This is a genomic window from Kitasatospora sp. NPDC057518 (assembly GCF_042802075.1).
Taxonomy (GTDB): domain Bacteria; phylum Actinomycetota; class Actinomycetes; order Streptomycetales; family Streptomycetaceae; genus Kitasatospora.
Genome location: NZ_JBHVEU010000126.1, coordinates 1 through 20,031, shown reverse-complemented (window position 1 = coordinate 20,031; position 20,031 = coordinate 1). Strand labels below are relative to the sequence as shown.

Annotated in this window: 16 protein-coding genes; 4 read left to right on the top strand and 12 right to left on the bottom strand. The window is 72.5% G+C overall.

All coding sequences use genetic code 11. The annotated features are described in order from the left end of the window. Nucleotides 1-29: 29 nt before the first annotated feature. From ruvX to ACFU7Z_RS15670, 4 genes are read right to left on the bottom strand one after another with little or no spacing between them, the layout of a single operon-like run. Nucleotides 30-509, bottom strand: coding sequence for a Holliday junction resolvase RuvX (ruvX, locus tag ACFU7Z_RS15685; RefSeq protein WP_049653990.1), 480 nt, complete (start codon nucleotides 507-509; stop codon nucleotides 30-32). After that, nucleotides 509-3,178 (bottom strand): alanine--tRNA ligase, encoded by a 2,670-nt coding sequence (gene alaS, locus ACFU7Z_RS15680; RefSeq protein ID WP_049653992.1) that lies wholly within the window; start codon nucleotides 3,176-3,178, stop codon nucleotides 509-511. Before alaS ends, ruvX begins: the two co-directional genes overlap by 1 nt. Beyond that, a complete protein-coding gene (locus tag ACFU7Z_RS15675; protein ID WP_053112171.1) occupies nucleotides 3,178-3,603 on the bottom strand; it encodes a DUF6167 family protein in 426 nt (141 codons plus the stop codon). The genes alaS and ACFU7Z_RS15675 overlap by 1 nt, the downstream gene beginning before the upstream one ends. Nucleotides 3,604-3,607: 4 nt before the next feature. Then, complete coding sequence (locus tag ACFU7Z_RS15670; protein WP_049653994.1) at nucleotides 3,608-4,087, bottom strand: DUF948 domain-containing protein; 480 nt, start codon at nucleotides 4,085-4,087, stop codon at nucleotides 3,608-3,610. A gap of 220 nt (nucleotides 4,088-4,307) precedes the next feature. Between ACFU7Z_RS15670 and ACFU7Z_RS15665 the strand changes: the two genes are divergently transcribed. Both ACFU7Z_RS15665 and ACFU7Z_RS15660 read left to right on the top strand, forming a co-directional pair. Continuing rightward, on the top strand, nucleotides 4,308-6,536 hold the full coding sequence (locus tag ACFU7Z_RS15665) for an ATP-binding protein (protein ID WP_380777841.1): 2,229 nt from the start codon (nucleotides 4,308-4,310) through the stop codon (nucleotides 6,534-6,536). A gap of 48 nt (nucleotides 6,537-6,584) precedes the next feature. Continuing rightward, a complete protein-coding gene (locus ACFU7Z_RS15660) occupies nucleotides 6,585-6,911 on the top strand; it encodes a tetratricopeptide repeat protein (protein ID WP_049651814.1) in 327 nt (108 codons plus the stop codon). 103 nt (nucleotides 6,912-7,014) lie between these two features. On the opposite strand, the gene rpsD is transcribed toward ACFU7Z_RS15660, so the two are convergent. From rpsD to ACFU7Z_RS15625, 7 genes are all read right to left on the bottom strand, one after another. Beyond that, complete coding sequence (rpsD, locus tag ACFU7Z_RS15655) at nucleotides 7,015-7,629, bottom strand: 30S ribosomal protein S4 (protein WP_030240707.1); 615 nt, start codon at nucleotides 7,627-7,629, stop codon at nucleotides 7,015-7,017. Between the two features lie 309 nt (nucleotides 7,630-7,938). Next, nucleotides 7,939-9,381, bottom strand: coding sequence for a replication-associated recombination protein A (locus tag ACFU7Z_RS15650; protein ID WP_234348384.1), 1,443 nt, complete (start codon nucleotides 9,379-9,381; stop codon nucleotides 7,939-7,941). A 56-nt stretch (nucleotides 9,382-9,437) separates the two neighbouring features. Then, the gene (ppk2, locus tag ACFU7Z_RS15645; protein ID WP_049651815.1) at nucleotides 9,438-10,256 is read right to left on the bottom strand and encodes a polyphosphate kinase 2; all 819 of its coding nucleotides are present in this window, start codon (nucleotides 10,254-10,256) and stop codon (nucleotides 9,438-9,440) included. Between the two features lie 138 nt (nucleotides 10,257-10,394). Continuing rightward, nucleotides 10,395-10,895 (bottom strand): GNAT family N-acetyltransferase, encoded by a 501-nt coding sequence (locus tag ACFU7Z_RS15640; RefSeq protein WP_241852868.1) that lies wholly within the window; start codon nucleotides 10,893-10,895, stop codon nucleotides 10,395-10,397. A 101-nt stretch (nucleotides 10,896-10,996) separates the two neighbouring features. Beyond that, nucleotides 10,997-12,787: an aspartate--tRNA ligase gene (gene aspS, locus ACFU7Z_RS15635; protein ID WP_049651817.1), complete on the bottom strand. Its 1,791-nt coding sequence runs from the start codon at nucleotides 12,785-12,787 to the stop codon at nucleotides 10,997-10,999. Beyond that, entirely contained in the window at nucleotides 12,784-14,046 is a 1,263-nt protein-coding gene (gene hisS / locus ACFU7Z_RS15630) for a histidine--tRNA ligase (RefSeq protein WP_049651818.1), read from the bottom strand. The genes aspS and hisS overlap by 4 nt, the downstream gene beginning before the upstream one ends. 11 nt (nucleotides 14,047-14,057) lie before the next feature. Beyond that, a complete protein-coding gene (locus tag ACFU7Z_RS15625; protein ID WP_049651819.1) occupies nucleotides 14,058-14,765 on the bottom strand; it encodes an MBL fold metallo-hydrolase in 708 nt (235 codons plus the stop codon). Between the two features lie 249 nt (nucleotides 14,766-15,014). On the opposite strand from ACFU7Z_RS15625, the gene ACFU7Z_RS15620 reads away from it, so the two are divergent. Together ACFU7Z_RS15620 and ACFU7Z_RS15615 are read left to right on the top strand one after the other, a co-directional pair. Further along, nucleotides 15,015-15,857, top strand: coding sequence for a peptidylprolyl isomerase (locus ACFU7Z_RS15620; protein ID WP_049651820.1), 843 nt, complete (start codon nucleotides 15,015-15,017; stop codon nucleotides 15,855-15,857). Nucleotides 15,858-16,122: 265 nt separating this feature from the next. Next, nucleotides 16,123-17,352, top strand: a complete 1,230-nt coding sequence (locus ACFU7Z_RS15615) for a DUF349 domain-containing protein (RefSeq protein ID WP_049651821.1) — start codon at nucleotides 16,123-16,125, stop codon at nucleotides 17,350-17,352. Between the two features lie 90 nt (nucleotides 17,353-17,442). Here the strand turns inward: ACFU7Z_RS15615 and ACFU7Z_RS15610 are convergent, their stop codons facing one another. Continuing rightward, nucleotides 17,443-19,872, bottom strand: a complete 2,430-nt coding sequence (locus tag ACFU7Z_RS15610; RefSeq protein ID WP_181970527.1) for a bifunctional (p)ppGpp synthetase/guanosine-3',5'-bis(diphosphate) 3'-pyrophosphohydrolase — start codon at nucleotides 19,870-19,872, stop codon at nucleotides 17,443-17,445. Nucleotides 19,873-20,031: the final 159 nt, after the last annotated feature.

Below are 20,031 nucleotides of genomic sequence, written 5' to 3'. Positions count from 1 at the left end.
CCCCTCAACGGGACGTTAGATCAGACCGGTCAGCCGACCGCCTCGACGCTCTCACCGGGCGGGCGTCCGCTCACCCGTTCGGACTCAAGGGCGGTCTGCAGGATCACCACCGCGGCGGCCTGGTCGACCACCGAGCGGCCCTTCTTCGCCTTGACCCCCGAGGCGCGCAGCCCGTGGGTCGCGGTGACGGTCGACATCCGCTCGTCCACCAGCCGCACCGGCACCGGGTAGAGCCGGTTCGCCAGCCGGGTCGCGTACGCCCGGACCTTCTCCGCCGCCGGGCCCTCCTTGCCGCTGAGCGAACGCGGCAGCCCGACGATCACCTCCATCGCGTCGTACTCCTCGACGATGGCGGCGATCCTGGCCTGCGACTTCACCCCGGCCGGGACGGTCTCCACGGGCGTGGCGAGCACCCCGTCGGGGTCGCAGGACGCGACCCCGATCCGGGCGTCCCCGACGTCGACGGCGATCCGCCGACCCCGTCGGAAGGGCCTCTCCTCGAGCTCCATCAGCTGGCGCGCTCCGCGACCAGGCCGAGCACCGCGGCGATGGCCTCGCCGACCGCGGCCGGGTTGGAGCCGCCGCCCTGGGCGACGTCGTCCTTGCCGCCACCGCCGCCGCCGAGGGTCTTGGCGGCGGTCCGGACCAGCTCGCCGGCCTTGATGCCGCGGCCGCGGGCGTCCTCGTTGGTGGCGATCACGGTCAGCGGGCGGTCGTTCGCCACGGTGAAGGCGGCGACCACGGCCGGGCGCGAGCCGAGGCGGCCGCGCACGTCCAGGACCAGCTTGCGCAGCTCGTCCGCGCCCACGCCGTCGGCGACCTGCGCGGCGACCACGGCGATGCCGTGCACGTCCTCGGCCGAGTCGGCCAGGCCCGCCGCGGCGGCCAGCACCTTCTCGGCGCGGAAGCGCTCGATCTCCTTCTCGGCGTCCTTGAGCTTGGCGAGCATGCCCGAGATCTTCTCCGGCAGCTCCTCCGGACGGCCCTTGACCAGCTCGGTGAGCTGGGCGACCACGGTGTGCTCACGGGCCAGGAACCGGTAGGCGTCGCTGCCGACCAGCGCCTCGACGCGGCGCACGCCGGAGCCGATCGAGGACTCGCCGAGCAGCTTCACCAGGCCCAGCTGGGCGGTGTTGCCGACGTGGGTGCCGCCGCACAGCTCCTTGGAGAAGTCGCCGATGGTGACGACCCGGACCTCGTCGCCGTACTTCTCGCCGAACATCGCGATGGCGCCGGCCTTGCGGGCCTGGTCCATCGTCATGACCTCGGCGGTGACCTCCAGCTCGCGGGTCAGCACGTCGTTGATCTTCTGCTCGACGTCGACCAGCACGCTGCCGGGAACGGCGGCGGGCGAGCCAAAGTCGAAGCGGAAGCGGCCGGGGGCGTTCTCGGAGCCGGCCTGGGCGGCCGTCGGGCCGAGCGCGTCGCGCAGCGCCTGGTGGGTCAGGTGGGTGGCCGAGTGGGCGCGGGCGATCGCCCGGCGGCGCTCGGTGTCGATCGTGGCGTACGCCGAGGCGCCCAGCACGACCTCGCCGAACAGCACCCCGCCGGAGTGCACGATGACGCCCGGGACGGGCTGCTGCACGTCGCGGATCTCCACCACCGCGCCGGACTCCAGCCGGATCCGGCCCTGGTCGGCGAGCTGGCCACCGCCCTCGGCGTAGAACGGGGTGCGGTCGAGGATGATCTCGACCTCGTCGCCCTCGGAGGCGGCCGGCGCCGGGACGCCGTCCACCAGCAGGCCGACCACGGTGGCCTCGCCCTCGGTGAGCGAGTAGCCGGTGAAGACGCTGGCACCGGACGTGTCGGCGACCTCGCGGTACGCGGCGACGTCGGCGTGGCCCATCTTCTTGGCCTTGGCGTCGGCCTTGGCGCGGTCCCGCTGCTCCTGCATCAGGCGGCGGAAGCCGGCCTCGTCCACCTGGAGGCCCTGCTCCTCGGCCATCTCCAGGGTGAGGTCGATCGGGAAGCCGTAGGTGTCGTGCAGCTTGAACGCCTGGTCGCCGGAGAGCACCGCGCCGCCGGACTGCTTGGTCTCGGTGACCGCGGCGTCCAGCAGGTTGGTGCCGGCCTTCAGGGTCTGGAGGAAGGCCGCCTCCTCGCCGACGACGACCGTCTCGATGCGCTTGCGGTCGCTCTCCAGCTCCGGGTACTGCGGGGCCATCGCCTTGATGGCGATGTCGGTGAGGTCCTTGGCCACCACGCCGGTGGCGCCCAGCAGGCGCATGTTGCGGATGGCGCGGCGCAGGATGCGGCGCAGCACGTAGCCGCGGCCCTCGTTGCCGGGGGTGACGCCGTCGCCGATCAGCATCAGCGCGGTGCGGATGTGGTCGGTGACCACGCGCAGCGAGACGTCCGCCTTGTGGTCGGCGCCGTAGGTGTGGCCGGTGAGCTCGGCGGCGCGGTCGAGGATCATCCGGCTGGTGTCGATCTCGAAGAGGTTGTCGACGCCCTGCAGGATGGCGGCGAGGCGCTCCAGGCCGAGGCCGGTGTCGATGTTCCGGCTCGGCAGGTCGCCGAGGATCTCGAAACCGTCCTTGCCGTCGCCGTGGCCGCGCTCGTACTGCATGAAGACCAGGTTCCAGATCTCCAGGTAGCGCTCGCCGTTGACGGCCGGGCCGCCCTCCTCGCCGTACGCGGGGCCGCGGTCGTAGTTGATCTCCGAGCACGGGCCGCACGGGCCGGGGACGCCCATCGACCAGAAGTTGTCCTTCATGCCCAGGCGCTGGATGCGCTCCGAGGGCACGCCGATGACGTCACGCCAGATCTGCTCGGCCTCGTCGTCGTCCTTGTAGACGGTGATCCAGAGCTTCTCCTTCTCCAGGCCGTAGCCACCGTCCGCGACGGGAGTGGTGAGCAGCTCCCAGGCGAACTTGATGGCTCCTTCCTTGAAGTAGTCGCCGAAGGAGAAGTTGCCGCACATCTGGAAGAAGGAGCCGTGCCGGGTGGTCTTCCCGACCTCCTCGATGTCCAGGGTGCGCACGCACTTCTGGACGCTGGTGGCGCGCGAGAACTGCGGCTTGACCTCGCCCAGGAAGTAGGGCTTGAACGGCACCATGCCGGCGTTGACGAGCAGCAGGGTGGGGTCGTCGGCGACCAGGGACGCCGACGGAACGACGGTGTGGCCGCGCTCCTCGAAGAAGCGCAGCCAGCGGCGGCGGATCTCAGCCGACTCCATTAGTGGTCCTTCCGGTTCGGGGTGCCGCCCCGCGGCGGCAGGGCGCGGCGGGGCGTTTCTTCAGTGGTCTGGGGGGTGGTACGGGCGCTGCGGGACGGAGGCAGGGCGGCGGCCGGGCTACCGGGCGCCGCCGAGATAGCTCGGTACTGCGGCTCGCCGCGCAGGACCCGGCGGTCGCCGCGGGGCTCCACCACGGCGGTGCCGTGCAGCCCGAGGTCGTCCTTCAGCTGCTCCTCGCGCTCGGCCATGCCGGCCTTCACGTCCTGGGCGAACTGCTTGGCCAGGTCGCCCAGGTGCAGCGCACCGCGGGCGGCGGTGCCGGAGAGGCTGTCCGGGGTCAGCCGGTGCACGGCCTCGTTGGCCTTGTTCATGGCCCAGACGGTGGCGCCGGCGCCGACCGCCATCCAGAAGATGCGTCGCACCATGCCGTCAGCCCCTCACCGCGCGCCGGACCCGGGAGAACAGTCCGCTCCTGGGCGCCGTCGCGGCGCGGACCTCGGCCCGGATCAGCCGGGCCAGCTCCTCGCGCTCGCCGGCCTGCGAGGGCACCGGCGGCACGCCGCCCTGCTGCCGGGCGACGGCCTTGCGCACGCCGTAGCTGAACGCCGCGACCTTCACCAGCGGTCCGCCCAGGGTGGCGGCCACGGTGGAGGAGAGCGCGTTGGCGTTGGCGGCGGCGTCCTGCACGTTGGCGGTGATCTCGTCCACCCGCTCCAGCTGCTCGTTGGCGCTGCGCACCGCGGCGCCCGCGTCGGTCAGCAGCGGGACGGCCTGCTCGGTGACGGCGGAGACCAGGACGGCGGCCTCCTTGAGGACCCGGGAGAGGCGGACCAGCACCACGGCGAGCAGGGTGACCAGGACCGCCCAGAAGACGGCGACGAGCAATCCGGCCAGCTCTCCCACGGACACCTTTGCGCGCTCCCTCGCCTTGCAGCTCTTCAGAGGGAACCCTATCGCGCCGACGCCCGGTTTCCGGACCGGGTTCTCTCCCCGGCGATCCGGTCGGGTGTGCGATCGGCGCGCGTAACCTACCGGCCGGTCACCTCGTTCTGCCTGGCAGGCCGTCGCCCGTACGGCCCGACGCGCGTCCGGACCGCGACGGTCCGGCCTGGAGCACGGGGAGCAGCCCTTGGCCGGGGACTGGAGAGCGGAGCCCGGGGAGCCCGAGGCGGGGCCGCCCGAGCCGGAGCCCGGCCGGCTGCCGGCCGAGCTGACCGGCTTCGTCGGGCGGCGGGGCGAGCTGGCCGAGCTGGCCGGCCTGCTGGCCACGGCCCGGCTGGTGACGGTCACCGGGCCCGGCGGCGTGGGCAAGAGCCGGCTGGCGCTGCGCGCGGCGGCCCGGGCGGCCGACGCGTTCCCGGACGGCACCTGGCTGGTGGACGTGGCCCCCGTGCAGGACCGGCTGCTGCTCGGCCACGCCGTCCTGGAGGCGCTGCGGCTCACCGACGGCAGCGCCCGTCCGCCGCTGGACGTCCTGACCGACCGGCTGGACGGCCGGCGCCTGCTGCTGGTGCTGGACGGCTGCGAGCACCTGGTGGAGGCCTGCGCCGAGCTGGCCGACGCGCTGCTGCGGGCGCTGCCCGAGCTGCGGCTGCTGACCACCAGCCGCACCGCGCTGCGGGCCTCGGGCGAGCACCTGCTGACGCTCGCGCCGCTGCCGGTCGGCCCGGCGCCCGCCGGCCCGGCGCGGTCGGGCGCGCTGCCGGACGCGGTGCGGCTGTTCGCCGACCGGGCCCGGGCGGTGCTGCCGTCCTTCGAGGTGACGGAGGACAACGCGGAGGCGGTCGCGCTGCTCTGCCGCCGGCTGGACGGCATCCCGCTGGCCGTGGAGCTGGCCGCCGGCCGGCTCCGCGCGCTGTCGGTGGAGCAGGTCACCGCCCGGCTGGACGACCGCTTCCGGCTGCTCACCGGCGGCTCCCGGACGGCCCTGCCCCGGCACCGGGCGCTGCGCACGACGATCGGTTGGAGCCATGAGCTCTGCACCGTGCAGGAACGTTTACTCTGGGCCCGCCTGTCGGTCTTCGCCGGCGGTTTCGACCTGGAGGCCGCCGAGTACGTCTGCGCCGGCGAGGGCATCGAGGCCGAAGAGGTGCTCGACCTGCTCGACGAGCTGGTCGCCAAGTCCGTGGTGCTGCGCGAGGACAGCGCCTTCGGCGTGCGCTTCCGGCTGCTGGACACCCTGCGCGAGTACGGCGGCCAGTGGCTGCGGGCCGCCGGCGAGGAGCCGCGGCTGCTGCGCCGCCACCGGGACTGGTACCTGGGCGTCGCCACCTGGGGCGAGGTCGAGTGGTTCGGCCCCCGGCAGGCGGAGACCGCCGAGCGCACCCAGCTGGCCCACGGCAACCTCCGCGCGGCGCTGGAGTTCTGCCTCGCCGAGCCCGGCGAGGAGCAGATCGCCCTGCTGCTGGCCGGCACCCTCTGGTTCTACTGGATCGGCTGCGGCCACCTCGGCGAGGGCCGGCACTGGCTGGACCGGGCGCTCGCCCTGGACCGCGAGCCCACCGAGGCCCGGGCCAAGGCGCTCTGGGTGACCGGCTACACGGCCACCCTCCAGGGCGACCTCGGCTTCGCCCGCCCGGCGCTGGAGGAGTGCCGCCGCCAGGCCCTGAACACCGGCGACGACCGGGCCCTGGCCCACGCCGTCCACCGTCAGGGCTGCGTCGCCCTGGTCGGCGACGACCCCGACCGGGCCGCCGAGCTGTTCGAGGAGGCGCTCTGGCACTACCGGACCATCGGCGAGCTCAACAGCAACGTGGTGATGGCCATGCTGGAGCTGGGCCTGGCCTACCTGTTCCAGGGCGACCTGGACAGCGGCGAGCTCTGGTTCGGCCAGGCCCGCGAGCTGTGCGAGGAGCACGGCGAGCAGTGGGCCTACGGGTACGTGCTCTACGCGATGGCGTACTCGCACTGGCTGGACGGCGCCGTCCAGCCCGCCCGGATGCTGGCCCGGGAGTGCGTGCGGCTGAACCACCTCTTCCGCGACCTGCTCGGCATCGTGCTGGGCATCGACCTGCTGGCGCTGCTGGAGACCGAGCCGAGCCGCCCGGGCGAGCCGGGCGACCTGCGCGAGGCGCGGGTGCTCCAGGGGGCCGCGCACCGGATCTGGCGCGCGGTCGGCAACCCGTTCCTGGGCTCGCGGAACTTCTTCGGCCCGCACCAGGAGTGCGCGGAGCGGGCCCTGGCCGGGCTGAGCGCCCAGGAGTACGAGGAGTGCTACGAGGCCGGCACCCTGCTGGACCTGGACGCGGCGGTCGCCCGGGCGCTCGGCGGCGGGGGCGCGGCGGAGGGCGCGGAGCCGGTGCCGGATCCCCGCGCGGTGCCGCCCGCGCCGGCGCCCTCGGCGGTGCGGAATAGTTGAAACTTGCCGATTGCTTGAGGAGGCAAGGAACTGCTCGGAAGGAGCACCATGGCCGTCCACAACGCCGCCAACGAGTACCGCATGGCGAAGTTCTACTTCGATTCCAAGGCGTACACCGACGCGGCCCGCATGCTCGAAGGCGTCCTGGCCGAGGAGCCGACCAACCTCTCGGTCCGGATGCTGCTGGCCCGCAGCTACTTCCACTCGGCCCAGCTGCGGCGCGCCGAGGCCGAGCTGCTGCGGATCCTGGAGGCCGACCCGGCCGAGGACTACGCCCGGCTGATGCTCGGCCGCACCCTGGAGCGCCAGGGCCGCGCCGAGGAGGCCCGCCCGCACCTGCGGCTGGCCGCCGCGATGGCCGGCGAGAGCATCTGACGGCAGCGGGAGGAACAGCGGGAACAGCGGAAAAGGGGCGAGCCCCCGTCGCCTCGAAAGGCGGCGGGGGCTCGCTCGTGGTGTCGCGAAGAGCGGAACCGGGTCAGCGCGAGTAGTACTCGACGACCAGCTGCTCGTCACAGATCACCGGGACCTCCTTGCGCTGCGGCGCACGGTCCAGGCGGAAGGCCAGGGCCTTCAGGTTGACCTCGAGGTACTTCGGGGTCTGGCCCTCACCCGCGTAGCCACCCTCACGGGCGACCTGGAAGGGGACCTTCTCCTTGGAGCGCTCGCGGACGGTGACCACGAAGCCCGGCTTCATCTGGAACGACGGCTTGTTGACCTTGCCGCCGTTGACCTCGATGTGGCCGTGGACGACCATCTGGCGGGCCTGGTAGATGGTGCGGGCGATGCCCGAACGCAGGACCAGGGAGTCCAGACGGGTCTCCAGGTCGGCGACGAGCGCCTCACCGGTCTTGCCCTCGGCCTTCTTCGCGCGGTCGAACGCGCGCGCCATCTGCTTCTCGCTCAGGTCGTACTGGGCGCGCAGACGCTGCTTCTCGAGCAGACGGACCTTGTAGTCCGAGTTCTGCTTGCGGCCACGGCCGTGCTGGCCGGGCGGGTACGGGCGGGCCTCGAAGTACTTGACGGACTTCGGGGTCAGCGGCACGCCGAGCGCACGCGCGATCTTGACCTTGGGACGCTTCTGGTTCGCCATGAACCAAACCTTCCTTGCTTACGAATACGGCTTCACCAGGTGTTGACGGAGGTCGCATCTCGCGACCCGGAGACAACCCATCGCCGAGGCGATGCGGTCAGCCGCTCTCCGGAGCCGGGCACGGAAGTGCTGGTCACACGGACCGGCCCGGAATCCGGGCCCGTCCGCGACACCGAAACGGTGCGCGACGCTCCTGGTGCGGGCCCCTCGCGGGGGCCTACGGCCGGTGTCCCGCTGGTGCGGCCGGTCGGTGGGGTCTCCCCCGCCGCCGTCCCGGGACATGGCACTCCGATCGAGTATACCGGTGGATCACTCGCCCTTTTCCCCGGGCTGCTCCTCGGCCCCCGCCGCCGCCTTCCGCGGCTTCTGCTCGGGCTTCTGCTCGGCCTTCTTCTCCACCCTGCGCTCCCCGCGCAGCCGCCCGCGCGTCCACTCCACGACCTCCGCGTACCGCGCCTCGCCGCCGCGCCTGGTCGGCTGGTAGTACTCCCGGCCGTGCACCGCGTCCGGCGCGTACTGCTGGGCGGCGATGCCCTCCGGCAGGTCGTGCGGGTAGCGGTAGCCCTTGCCGTGGCCGAGCTTGCCCGCGCCGCCGTAGTGCGCGTCCCGGAGGTGGGACGGGACGGCGCCCGCCAGGCCCTGCCGGACGTCCGCCAGCGCCGCGTCGATCGCCAGGTAGGCGGCGTTGGACTTGGGCGCCAGGGCCAGCGCGATGGCCGCCTGGGAGAGGATGATCCGGGCCTCCGGGAAGCCGATCAGGGCCACCGCCTGGGCCGCCGCCACCGCCGTCTGCAGGGCCGTCGGGTCGGCCAGGCCGACGTCCTCGCTGGCCGAGATCATCAGCCGGCGGGCGATGAACCGCGGGTCCTCCCCCGCCTCGATCATCCGGGCCAGGTAGTGCAGGGTGGCGTCCACGTCGCTGCCGCGGATCGACTTGATCAGCGCGCTCGCCACGTCGTAGTGCTGGTCGCCGTCCTTGTCGTAGCGCACCGCCGCCTGGTTGACCGCCGTCTCGGTGGTGGCCAGCGTGATGCTCGGCTCGCCCTTCTCCAGCGCCGCCCCGGCCGCCGCCTCCAGCGTGGTGAGCGCCCGCCGGGCGTCCCCGCCGGCCAGGCGCACCAGGTGGTCCTCGGCCTCCGCGGTCAGCTCCAGTGCCCCCTCCAGCCCGCGCTCGTCGGCCACCGCGCGGCGCAGCAGCGCCCGGATGTCCTCGTCGGTCAGCGACTCCAGGGTGAGCAGCAGCGAGCGGGACAGCAGCGGGGAGATCACCGAGAAGTACGGGTTCTCGGTCGTCGCCGCGATCAGGGTGACCCAGCGGTTCTCCACGGCGGGCAGCAGCGAGTCCTGCTGGGCCTTGGAGAAGCGGTGGATCTCGTCCAGGAAGAGCACCGTCTCCCGGCCGGACATCCCGACCGCCCGCCGGGCGCCGTCGATCACCGCCCGGACCTCCTTGACCCCGGCGGTGATCGCGGACAGCTCCACGAAGCGGCCCTCGACCGCCTGGCTGATCACGTGCGCCAGGGTGGTCTTGCCGGTGCCGGGAGGGCCCCAGAGGATCACCGAGCTGGTCGCCGCCGGGCCGCGCGAGCTCCCGACCAGGCGGCGCAGCGGCGAGCCGGGCTTCAGCAGCTGCCGCTGCCCGGCCACCTCGTCCAGGGTGCGCGGACGCATCCGTACGGCCAGGGGCGCCCGGCCGGGCTCCCTGGTCTGGCGTTCCTCGGCGGCGGCGGTGAAGAGGTCCGGTTCGTCCACACCGGAAGCCTATGCGAGGGCTCGGACAGCCCGCCAAGAGCTCCGCGGGGCCCGTCCTACTCCAGCCCGGCGGCGTGGTCCGGGACGTACTTCTGGAGGTCCCGCGGCGGCCGCTCGTAGCCGCGCGAGGCGGGGCGGGGCGGCAGCTGCACCCGCGGCTCCCTGATCTCGTGGTACGGCACGGTGGACAGCAGGTGGGCGATCATGTTGATCCGGGCCCGGCGCTTGTCGTCGCTCTCCACCACGTGCCAGGGCGAGTCCGGGGTGTCGGTGTGGATGAACATCTCGTCCTTGGCCCGCGAGTAGTCCTCCCAGCGGGTGATCGACTCGACGTCCATCGGGGAGAGCTTCCAGCGCTTCATCGGGTCCTCCAGCCGGTCCCGGAAGCGCCGCTGCTGCTCGGTGTCGCTCACCGAGAACCAGTACTTGCGCAGCAGGACGCCCGACTCGGTGAGCATCCGCTCGAAGGTCGGGCACTGGTGCAGGAACTGCCAGTACTCCTCGTCGGTGCAGAAGCCCATCACCCGCTCGACGCCCGCGCGGTTGTACCAGCTGCGGTCGAACAGGACGATCTCCCCGGCGGCCGGCAGGTGCTCGACGTACCGCTGGAAGTACCACTGGGTCTTCTGCCGCTCGGTCGGTGTGGGCAGCGCCGCGACCCGGGCGATGCGGGGGTTGAGGTACTCCGTCACCCGCTTGATCGCCCCGCCCTTGCCCGCGGCGTCGCGCCCCTCGAAGACCACCACCAGCCGGGCGCCCTCGACGCGCACCCACTCCTGGAGCTTCACCAGCTCCTCCTGGAGGCGCAGCAGCTCCCGCTCGTACGGCTTCCTGGCCAGTCGCTCCGGTTTCCCGGTCCGCTGCTGCTCGGCCACCCTCGGTTCCTCCGTCCGGCTGAATGCTGATCAGCACTCACCGTAGGCGCCCACGGCCGGTTCCGCAGGTCGGCGGGGGGCCTTGGCGACCGGGGCCGGTCTCGTGGACCGGCCCTGGGGAGAGGTGCCTGGGAGAGGCTAGACGGCGACGAAGGGCTCGGGGTAGCGGCAGAGCCCGCGCGGGGTGCCGTCGTACGACGGCAGCGGCAGCACCTGGAAGTACGCCTCCGGCACCTCGAACGGGCCGGTGACCTCGTGCCGCCCGGCCGGCGCGAAGCCGAACCGCGCGTAGTACTCCGGGTCGCCGAGGACGACCACGAGCTTCTCGCCCGCGTCCTCGGCCGCCGCCAGCGCGGCCCGGACGACCAGCTCGCCGACGCCCCGGCGCTGCCACTCGGGCGCCACCGCGACCGGCCCGAGCGCCAGCGCCTTGCCGTCGCCGACGAGCAGCCGGGTGAGCAGCGCGTGGCCGATCACCAGCCCGGTCCCGTCGACCGCCACCACGGACAGCCCGGGCAGCCAGGCGGGATCGCGGCGCAGCGCGTCCACCAGGTCCGCCTCGTCCGGGCCGGGGAACGCGGCCATGTGGACGCGTCTGGTCGCCGGGGCGTCCTCCGGACATTCGATTCTTGTGGTCACCTGCAAGAGTCAACCCTCCCTGTGTCACACACCGTTGTGGACCGGCCCCGGACGGCGGGTGAGCCGTCCGGGGCCGTTGCAGGTTAGCGGATGACGCGGTGTCAGGACTGGGGCTGGGCCTCGCCCTTGGCGTCCTCGCGGACCTTCGGCTTGGCGTCCACGCCGGCCTCGCGGCGCTGCGCCGGGGTGATCGGGGTCGGGGCGCCGGTCAGCGGGTCGCCGCCGGTGGACGTCTTCGGGAAGGCGATGACGTCCCGGATGGTGTCGTACCCGCCCAGCAGGGTGACGATGCGGTCCAGGCCGAAGGCGACACCGCCGTGCGGCGGCGGGCCGTAGTTGAACGCGTCCAGCAGGAAGCCGAACTGCGAGGCCGCCTCCTCCTCGGAGAGGCCGATCGCGTCGAAAGCCCGCTTCTGCACGTCGCGCTGGTGGATACGGATCGAACCGCCGCCCAGCTCCGAGCCGTTGAGGACCAGGTCGTAGGCGTTGGAGAGCGCCGAGCCCGGGTCGGTGTCGAAGGTGGCCAGCGACTCCGCGGTCGGGGCGGTGAACGGGTGGTGCACCGCGTGCCAGCCCTGGAACTGGCCCTTGTCGTCCTCGATCGGCTCGAACATCGGGAAGTCGACGACCCAGAGGAAGGCCCACTGGGACTCGTCGATCAGCTCGCAGCGGCGGCCGATCTCCAGGCGGGCGGCGCCGAGCAGCTCCTGGGAGGCGCGCTCCTTGCCGGCCGCGAAGAAGACCGCGTCGCCGTTCTTGGCGCCCGCGGCGGCGGCGAGGCCGGCCAGGTGCTCCGCGGAGAGGTTCTTGGCGACCGGGCCGCGCAGCTCGCCGGTCTCGGCGTCGATGAGCACGTAGGCCAGGCCCTTGGCGCCGCGCGCCTTGGCCCAGTCCTGCCAGGCGTCCAGCTGCTTGCGCGGCTGCGAGGCGCCGCCGGGCATGACCACGGCGCCGACGTACGGGGCCTGGAAGACGCGGAACTCGGTGCCCTTGAAGTACTCGGTCAGGTCGGTGAGTTCCTGGCCGAAGCGGACGTCCGGCTTGTCCGAGCCGTAGCGGCCCATGGCGTCCGCGTAGGTCATCCGGGGCAGCGGGTTCGGGATCTCGTACCCGTGCACCTCGCGCCAGATGGAGCCGACGATCTTCTCGCCGAGGGCCAGGACGTCCTCCTGGTCGACGAACGAGGCCTCGATGTCCAGCTGGGTGAACTCCGGCTGCCGGTCGGCGCGGAAGTCCTCGTCGCGGAAGCAGCGGGCGATCTGGTAGTAGCGCTCCATGCCGGCCACCATCAGCAGCTGCTTGAACAGCTGGGGCGACTGCGGCAGGGCGTACCAGTGGCCGGGCTGGAGGCGGACCGGGACGAGGAAGTCGCGGGCGCCCTCGGGGGTGGAGCGGGTGAGGTACGGCGTCTCGATGTCGAGGTAGTCGTTCTCCTCCATCACCCGGCGGATGATGTTGTTGACCTTGGAGCGCAGGCGCAGGCCCTTGGCCGGGCCCTCGCGGCGCAGGTCCAGGTAGCGGTAGCGCAGCCGGACCTCCTCGTTGACCGTGCCCGGCTCGTACTCGGCGACCGGGAAGGGCAGCGGGGCGGCCTCGGAGAGCACCTCGATCGCGCTGACGACGACCTCGACGGCGCCGGTCGGGATGTCGGGGTTCTCGTTGCCCTCGGGGCGGACCCGGACGTCGCCGACGACCTTGACGCAGTACTCGGCGCGCAGGCCGTGTACCGAGTCGAGGTCGCGGACCACGATCTGCACGGTGCCGGAGGCGTCGCGCAGGTCGATGAAGGCGACGCCGCCGTGGTCGCGGCGGCGGGCGACCCAGCCGGCCAGGGTGACGGTGGTGCCTGCGTGCTCCGGGCGGAGCGTGCCCGCGTCGTGCGTGCGGATCACAGCTGCTTCTCCTTCAGGGTGGTGACGAGTGCGTCGAGGGCGACGGGGGTCTGCTCGCCGGTGCTCATGTCCTTGAGCTGGACGACGCCCTCGGCGAGGTCCCGGTCCCCGGCGATCAGGGCGAAGCGGGCGCCGGACCGGTCGGCGGACTTCATGGCGTTCTTGATGCTCTTGACGCCGAAGGCGAGGTCGGTGGCCACGCCGGCCCGGCGCAGCTCGACCACCTTGGCGAACAGGGTGTTCTTGGCCTCCTCGCCGAGCGCGACGGCGTAGACGGAGGTGGCCGCCGGCAGGTCGAGGGCGACGCCCTCGGCCTCCAGCGCGAGGTAGGTGCGGTCCACGCCGAGCGCCCAGCCGACGGACGGCAGCGCCGGGCCGCCGATCATCTCGGACAGGCCGTCGTAGCGGCCGCCGCCGCCGATCGCGGACTGGGCGCCGAGGCCGTTGTGCACGAACTCGAAGGTGGTGCGGGTGTAGTAGTCCAGGCCGCGCACCAGCTTGGGGTCGTCCACGAAGGCCACGCCCGCCGCGGTGAGCAGCTCGCGGACCTTCTCGTCGTACGCCTTGCAGGCCTCGCACAGGTAGTCGCGCAGCATCGGGGCGCCGACCAGCTGGGCCTGCACCGACTCGCGCTTGTCGTCGAGGACGCGCAGCGGGTTGATCTCGGCGCGGCGGCGGGTCTCCTCGTCCAGGTCCAGGCCGGAGAGGAAGTCGATCAGCGCGGCACGGTAGACCGGGCGGCACTGCTTGTCGCCGAGGCTGTTGAGCAGCAGCGAGTAGTCGCTCAGGCCCAGCGAGCGGAAGGCGTCGTCGGCCAGGATGATCAGCTCGGCGTCCAGCGCCGGGTCCTCGGCCCCGATCGCCTCGGCGCCGACCTGGGAGAACTGGCGGTAGCGGCCCTTCTGGGCGCGCTCGTAGCGGTAGTACGAGCCCGAGTACCAGAGCTTGACCGGCAGGTTGCCCTGCTTGTGGAGGTTGGCCTGGAGCGCGGCGCGCAGCACCGAGGCGGTGCCCTCGGGGCGCAGCGCGAGCTCGTCGCCGCCCTTGGTGGTGAGGGTGTACATCTCCTTGGAGACGATGTCGGTGGACTCGCCGACACCGCGGGAGAACAGCTTCACGTCCTCGAAGACCGGGGTCTCGACGTAGCCGTAACCGGCCCGGCGGGCGGGCGCGGCGATGCGCTCGCGGATCGCCAGGAAGGTCGCGGAGCTGGGGGGCAGCAGGTCGTAGGTGCCCTTGGGGGCGGTGAAGGTGCTCAACTTCTCTTCCGTCACATTCCTCGTCGCGGGAAAGCCGGGGCGCCTGCCGCCCCTGCTGCCTGTCGGAGGTAGGGGTTGGTGGCGCGCTCGCGGCCGATGGTGGTCTGACCGCCGTGGCCGGAGAGGACCACGGTGGAGTCGTCGAGGGGCAGGCACACCCGGGCCAGCGAGTTCATGATCGCCTCGCTGTCCCCGCCCGGGAGGTCGGTACGCCCGATGGAGCCGGCGAACAGCAGGTCGCCCGAGAACAGCACCGGGGGGAGGTCCTCGGCACCGGGCGTCCGGAAGGTCACCGACCCCCCGGTATGGCCCGGGGCGTGGTCCACGGTGAGCTTCAGGCCGGCCAGCTCCAGCACGCCGCCGTCGGTGAGCTCGCGCACGTCGTCGGGCTCGCCGACGGTGAGCTCGCCCATCAGCTGGGTGCCCAGGGAGCGGCCGAGCGCCTTCTCCGGGTCGGACATCATGTACCGGTCCTCGGGGTGGATCCAGGCCGGGACGCCGCGGGCGCCGCAGACCGGGACCACCGAGGCCACGTGGTCGATGTGGCCGTGGGTGAGCAGCACGGCGACGGGCTTCAGCCGGTGCTCGCGGACCATCTCCTCGACGCCGCGGGCCGCCTGGTGGCCGGGATCGACGATGACGCACTCCTCGCCGGCCGCCGGAGCGACCAGGTAGCAGTTGGTGCCCCAGGCTCCAGCGGGGAATCCGGCGATGAACACGCGCGTCCTTCGGGTGTGTGGCGGTCGGCTGCGGCGGCTGCCAGTGGTGATGCCACCAGTGGTGATTCAGGTGCAGCCTACCGGCGCCGCGGGTCCGGTTGCGAACCAGATACGGGCGGCGGGGCGCCGCGGCCCGGCAGGTTCACCGGGTTCTTACAGGCCCGGTCCCTACACTTGGCCGCCGAGGGATGCGATGATCCGCTCCGGAATCCATCCACTTTTCCCGCACATCCGTAGGAGACACGGCCGGTGGTCAGCAGCGAACAGCGGCGGCGGCAGCTCGCCCGAGAGAAGTACGAGCGCCAGTTGGAGCGCCGGGTCGAGGCCCAGGCCGCGCGCAGGCGGCGCAACACGATCCTGGGCGCCTCGCTCGCCGTCGTGGTCCTGGCCGGCGGTGGCACCCTGATCGCCACCGGCGCGTTCAGCTCGGACGACAAGGGCGACAAGAAGGCCTCGAACAGCGCCCAGGCCGCGCCGACCGGTACCGAGGAGCCGTCCGCCCCGACCCGCAAGCCGGTCGAGGGCTGCGCCGCCCCGGCGCCGGGCGCGCCCAACGGCAAGCAGTGGCAGGCCGAGCCGGCCATGACGATCGACGCGGGCGGCTCGTACGCCATGACGCTGGACAGCAACTGCGGCAAGGTGACGATCGCGCTGGACGCGGCCAAGGCCCCGCACACCGTGAACTCCTTCGCCTTCCTGGCCGGTGAGCAGTACTTCGACCACACCAAGTGCCACCGCCTCACCACCGACGGCATCTTCGTGCTGCAGTGCGGCGACCCGACCGCCAGCGCGACCGTCCCGGGCGGCAGCGGCGGCCCCGGCTACAAGTTCGCGGACGAGAACCTGACCGGCGCGACCTACCCGGCCGGCACCGTGGCGATGGCCAACTCCGGTCCGGGCACCAACGGCAGCCAGTTCTTCCTGGTCTACAAGGACACCAAGCTGCCCCCGAACTACACCCCCTTCGGCAAGGTCACCGGCGGCCTGGACGTGGTGCAGAAGATCGCCGCCGCGGGCACCCTGGAGGGCTCGTCGGACGGCCACCCGATGGCCGACGTCACCTTCAACTCCGTTACGGTGGCGAAGGGTTGACCGACTCCGGGGTCGTCGGCGGGTGGCCTGCGCGCCGCCCCCGCACGGCCCCGGACCGAAATCGCCCGGCCCGGATGCGGACAGCACCGGGCCTGGTCGCCTATGTTGGCGTTGTATAGGGTGCCCGGACCCGCCTAGCCGTCACCCTCGGCAGCAAGGCACGGCGGACGGGGACGGCGGACTCTTTCGGTCCGTCGCACATCAACTGTGGACGACGGACGCGCGCCGCCCCGGCGCGGGCGCGACGTCATGTGGAGGACGCGCTATGAGCAGCGACCCGTGGGGCCGTGTGGACGAGCAGGGCACGGTCTACGTCAGGACGGCCGACGGCGAACGAGTCGTCGGTTCCTGGCAGGCCGGCTCGCCCGAGGAGGCCCTCGCCTACTTCGAGCGCAAGTACCAGGGCATCGAGGTGGAGATCGGCCTGCTGGAGAAGCGGGTGCGCACCACCGACCTGGCCGCCAAGGACGCCTTGGCCGCGCTGGAGCACCTGCGCGCCCAGGTGGTCGAGGGGCACGCGGTCGGCGACCTGGAGGGTCTGGCCAAGCGGCTGGACACGCTCACCGGCGAGATCGAGAGCCGGCGCGAGGAGCGCAAGGCCGCCCGCGCCAAGGCCCAGGACGAGGCCCGTGCGGCCAAGGAGGCCCTGGTCACCGAGGCCGAGCAGCTCGCCGAGTCGACCCAGTGGCGGGAGGCCGGGGACCGGCTGCGCGCCCTGGTGGACACCTGGAAGGGCCTGCCGCGGCTGGACCGCAAGAGCGACGACGAGCTCTGGCACCGCTTCTCGCACGCCCGCTCGGTCTTCTCCAAGCACCGCAAGGCGCACTTCGCCACCCTGGACGCCGAGCGCGAGAAGGCCCGGCAGACCAAGGAGGCGCTGGTGTCCGAGGCCGAGGCGCTGTCCTCGTCCACGGACTGGGGCAGCACCGCGGCCGCCTACCGCGACCTGATGGCGCGCTGGAAGGCCGCCGGCCGGGCCCAGCGGGACATCGAGGACGAGCTGTGGGCGCGGTTCCGCGGCGCCCAGGACGTCTTCTTCCAGGCCCGCTCCGCGGTGTTCAGCGAGCGGGACGCCGAGCAGGTGGAGAACCAGAAGCTCAAGGAGGCGCTGGCCGCCGAGGCCGAGACGATCCTGCCGATCACCGACCTCAAGGCCGCCAAGGCCGCGCTGCGCGAGGTCAACGAGCGCTGGGAGGCGATCGGGCACGTGCCGCGCGAGGTCCGTCCGAAGCTGGACGGCCGGCTGAACGCGGTCGAGCGGGCGATCCGCGAGGCCGAGGAGGCCGAGTGGTCGCGCTCCAACCCGGAGGCCAAGGCCCGCGCGGCCGGCATGGTGGGCCTGTTCCAGGCGAAGGCCGACAAGATCCAGGCCGACCTGGACAAGGCCCGCGCGGCCGGCAACGCCTCCAGGATCGCCAAGCTGGAGTCCGAGCTGGACGGCGTGCGGACCCTGCTGGACCAGGCGCACAAGAGCCAGGAGGAGTTCAGCGGCTGATCGCCCCGGCACGCTGGACGGCGAAGGCCCCCGGGACCGTTCCCGGGGGCCTTCCGCGTTCCCCCGCCGTGCTGCCGGCGGGGGCCGCCGCTACTTGCGGGCGGAGGTGACGCGGTAGACGTCGTACACGCCCTCGACGCCGCGCACCGCCTTGAGCACGTGGCCCAGGTGCTTCGGGTCGCCCATCTCGAAGGTGAAGCGGCTCATCGCCACCCGGTCCCGGGAGGTCTGCACCGCCGCCGACAGGATGTTGACGTGCTGGTCGGAGAGCACCCGGGTGACGTCCGACAGCAGCCGGGAGCGGTCCAGCGCCTCGACCTGGATGGCCACCAGGAAGACCGAGGACTGGGTGGCCGCCCACTCGACGTCGATCATGCGCTCCGGCTGCTGGTTCAGCGCCTCCACGTTGACGCAGTCGGCGCGGTGCACCGAGACGCCGTTGCCGCGGGTCACGAAGCCGACGATCGGGTCGCCCGGCACCGGGGTGCAGCAGCGGGAGAGCTTGACCCAGACGTCCTCGACGCCCTTGACGATCACGCCCGGGTCGCCCTTGGCCCGGCGGCGCACCGCGCGCCGGTTGTCGTGGGTCGGGGTGGCGGTCTCCGCCAGGTCCTCGGTCGCGCCCTCCTCGCCGCCGAGCGCCTGGACCAGCTTCTGCACGATGTTCGGCGCGGCGACGTGGCCCTCGCCGATCGCGGCGTAGAGCGAGGAGATGTCGGGGTAGCGCATCTCGTGGGCCAGGGTGACCAGCGAGTCGCCGGTCAGGATCCGCTGGATCGGCAGGCCCTGCTTGCGCATCGCCCGGACGATCGCCTCCTTGCCGTGCTCGATCGCCTCCTCGCGGCGCTCCTTGGAGAACCAGGCGCGGATCTTGTTGCGGGCGCGCGGCGACTTGACGAAGCCCAGCCAGTCCCGGGACGGGCCGGCGTTCTCCGCCTTGGAGGTGAACACCTCGACGGTGTCGCCGTTCTCCAGGGTCGACTCCAGCGGCACCAGCCGCCCGTTGACCCGGGCGCCTATCGTCCGGTAGCCGACCTCGGTGTGCACCGCGAAGGCGAAGTCGACCGGGGTCGCCCCGGCCGGCAGGGCTATCACGTCGCCCTTGGGGGTGAAGACGAAGACCTCGTTGCTGGCCAGGTCGAAGCGGAGCGACTCCAGGAACTCGCCCGGGTCGGCGGTCTCCTTCTGCCAGTCCAGCAGCTGCCGCAGCCAGGCCATCTCGTTGACGGCGCCGGCCTTGTCGTCCTTGCGGACCTGGGTCGGGGTGTCGGTGCGGACCTTGGAGGCCCCGGCCACCGCGCGCTGCTTGTACTTCCAGTGCGCGGCGATGCCGTACTCGGCCCGCCGGTGCATGTCGAAGGTGCGGATCTGCAGCTCGACCGGCTTGCCCCCGGGGCCGATCACCGTGGTGTGCAGCGACTGGTACATGTTGAACTTGGGCATCGCGATGTAGTCCTTGAACCGCCCCGGCACCGGGTTCCACCGCGCGTGGATGGTGCCCAGCGCCGCGTAGCAGTCGCGGACGGTGTCGACCAGGACCCGGATGCCCACCAGGTCGTAGATCTCGGCGAAGTCCCGGCCCCGGACGATCATCTTCTGGTAGACCGAGTAGTAGTGCTTCGGCCGGCCGGTGACGGAGGCGGTGATCCGGGCGCCCCGCAGGTCCCCCTGGACCTGGTCGATGACGGTCGCCAGGTACTCGTCCCGCTTGGGGGCGCGCTCGGCGACCAGCCGGACGATCTCGTCGTACATCTTGGGGTAGAGGATCGCGAAGGCGAGGTCCTCCAGCTCCCACTTGATGGTGTTCATGCCCAGCCGGTGCGCCAGCGGGGCGTAGATCTCCAGCGTCTCGCGGGCCTTCTTCTCCTGCTTCTCCCGCTTGAGGTAGCGCATCGTGCGCATGTTGTGCAGGCGGTCGGCCAGCTTGATCACCAGGACCCGCGGGTCCTTGGCCATCGCCACGACCATCTTGCGGACGGTCTCGGCCTGCGCGGCCTCGCCGAACTTGACCCGGTCCAGCTTGGTGACGCCGTCCACCAGCAGGGCCACCGAGTCGCCGAAGTCCTTGCGCAGGGTCTCCAGGCCGTAGTCGGTGTCCTCGACGGTGTCGTGCAGCAGCCCGGCCATCAGCGTCGGGGCGTCCATGCCGAGCTCGGCCAGGATCGTCGCGACGGCCAGCGGGTGGGTGATGTACGGGTCGCCGCTCTTGCGCTTCTGCCCGCGGTGCCACTTCTCGGCCACCGCGTACGCCTTCTCGATGTCGCGCAGCAGAGCCGGGTCGGCCTTGGGGTCGTTCGCCCGGATCGAGCGGAACAGCGGTTCCAGGACGGGGTTGAGCACGCTGGAGCGCTGGCCGCCCAGGCGGGCCAGCCGGGCCCGCATGCCGCCGGTGGAACCGCGGCCGGAGGGGCCGAGCGAACGCGAGGAGGTCGGCGCCGGGCGTGCCGGGGTGGCCCCCGAGGGCGTGGGACGGTTTTCGGGGGTGGCCGCTTCGGCCGTGGGCACAACCTCGTCGGGCAAGGACTACTCCTCGGGGCACCGGGGCCGACCCCTGCCGAGGCCCGAACGGTCCGGGACAACCGGGAGGGGATGAATCTTCATGGTACCGAGCCGGGCGCCGGGGTGTTCATCCGGCCGGGCCAGGAAACGGAAGGACGGCGGTCGGATGTCCCGACCGCC

Bases quoted from the DNA above. Each gene is read 5' to 3' on its own strand.
- ruvX (WP_049653990.1), bottom strand. From the start codon at position 509: ATGGAGCTCGAGGAGAGGCCCTTCCGACGGGGTCGGCGGATCGCCGTC.
- alaS (WP_049653992.1), bottom strand. From the start codon at position 3,178: ATGGAGTCGGCTGAGATCCGCCGCCGCTGGCTGCGCTTCTTCGAGGAG.
- ACFU7Z_RS15675 (WP_053112171.1), bottom strand. From the start codon at position 3,603: ATGGTGCGACGCATCTTCTGGATGGCGGTCGGCGCCGGCGCCACCGTC.
- ACFU7Z_RS15660 (WP_049651814.1), top strand. From the start codon at position 6,585: ATGGCCGTCCACAACGCCGCCAACGAGTACCGCATGGCGAAGTTCTAC.
- rpsD (WP_030240707.1), bottom strand. From the start codon at position 7,629: ATGGCGAACCAGAAGCGTCCCAAGGTCAAGATCGCGCGTGCGCTCGGC.
- ACFU7Z_RS15615 (WP_049651821.1), top strand. From the start codon at position 16,123: ATGAGCAGCGACCCGTGGGGCCGTGTGGACGAGCAGGGCACGGTCTAC.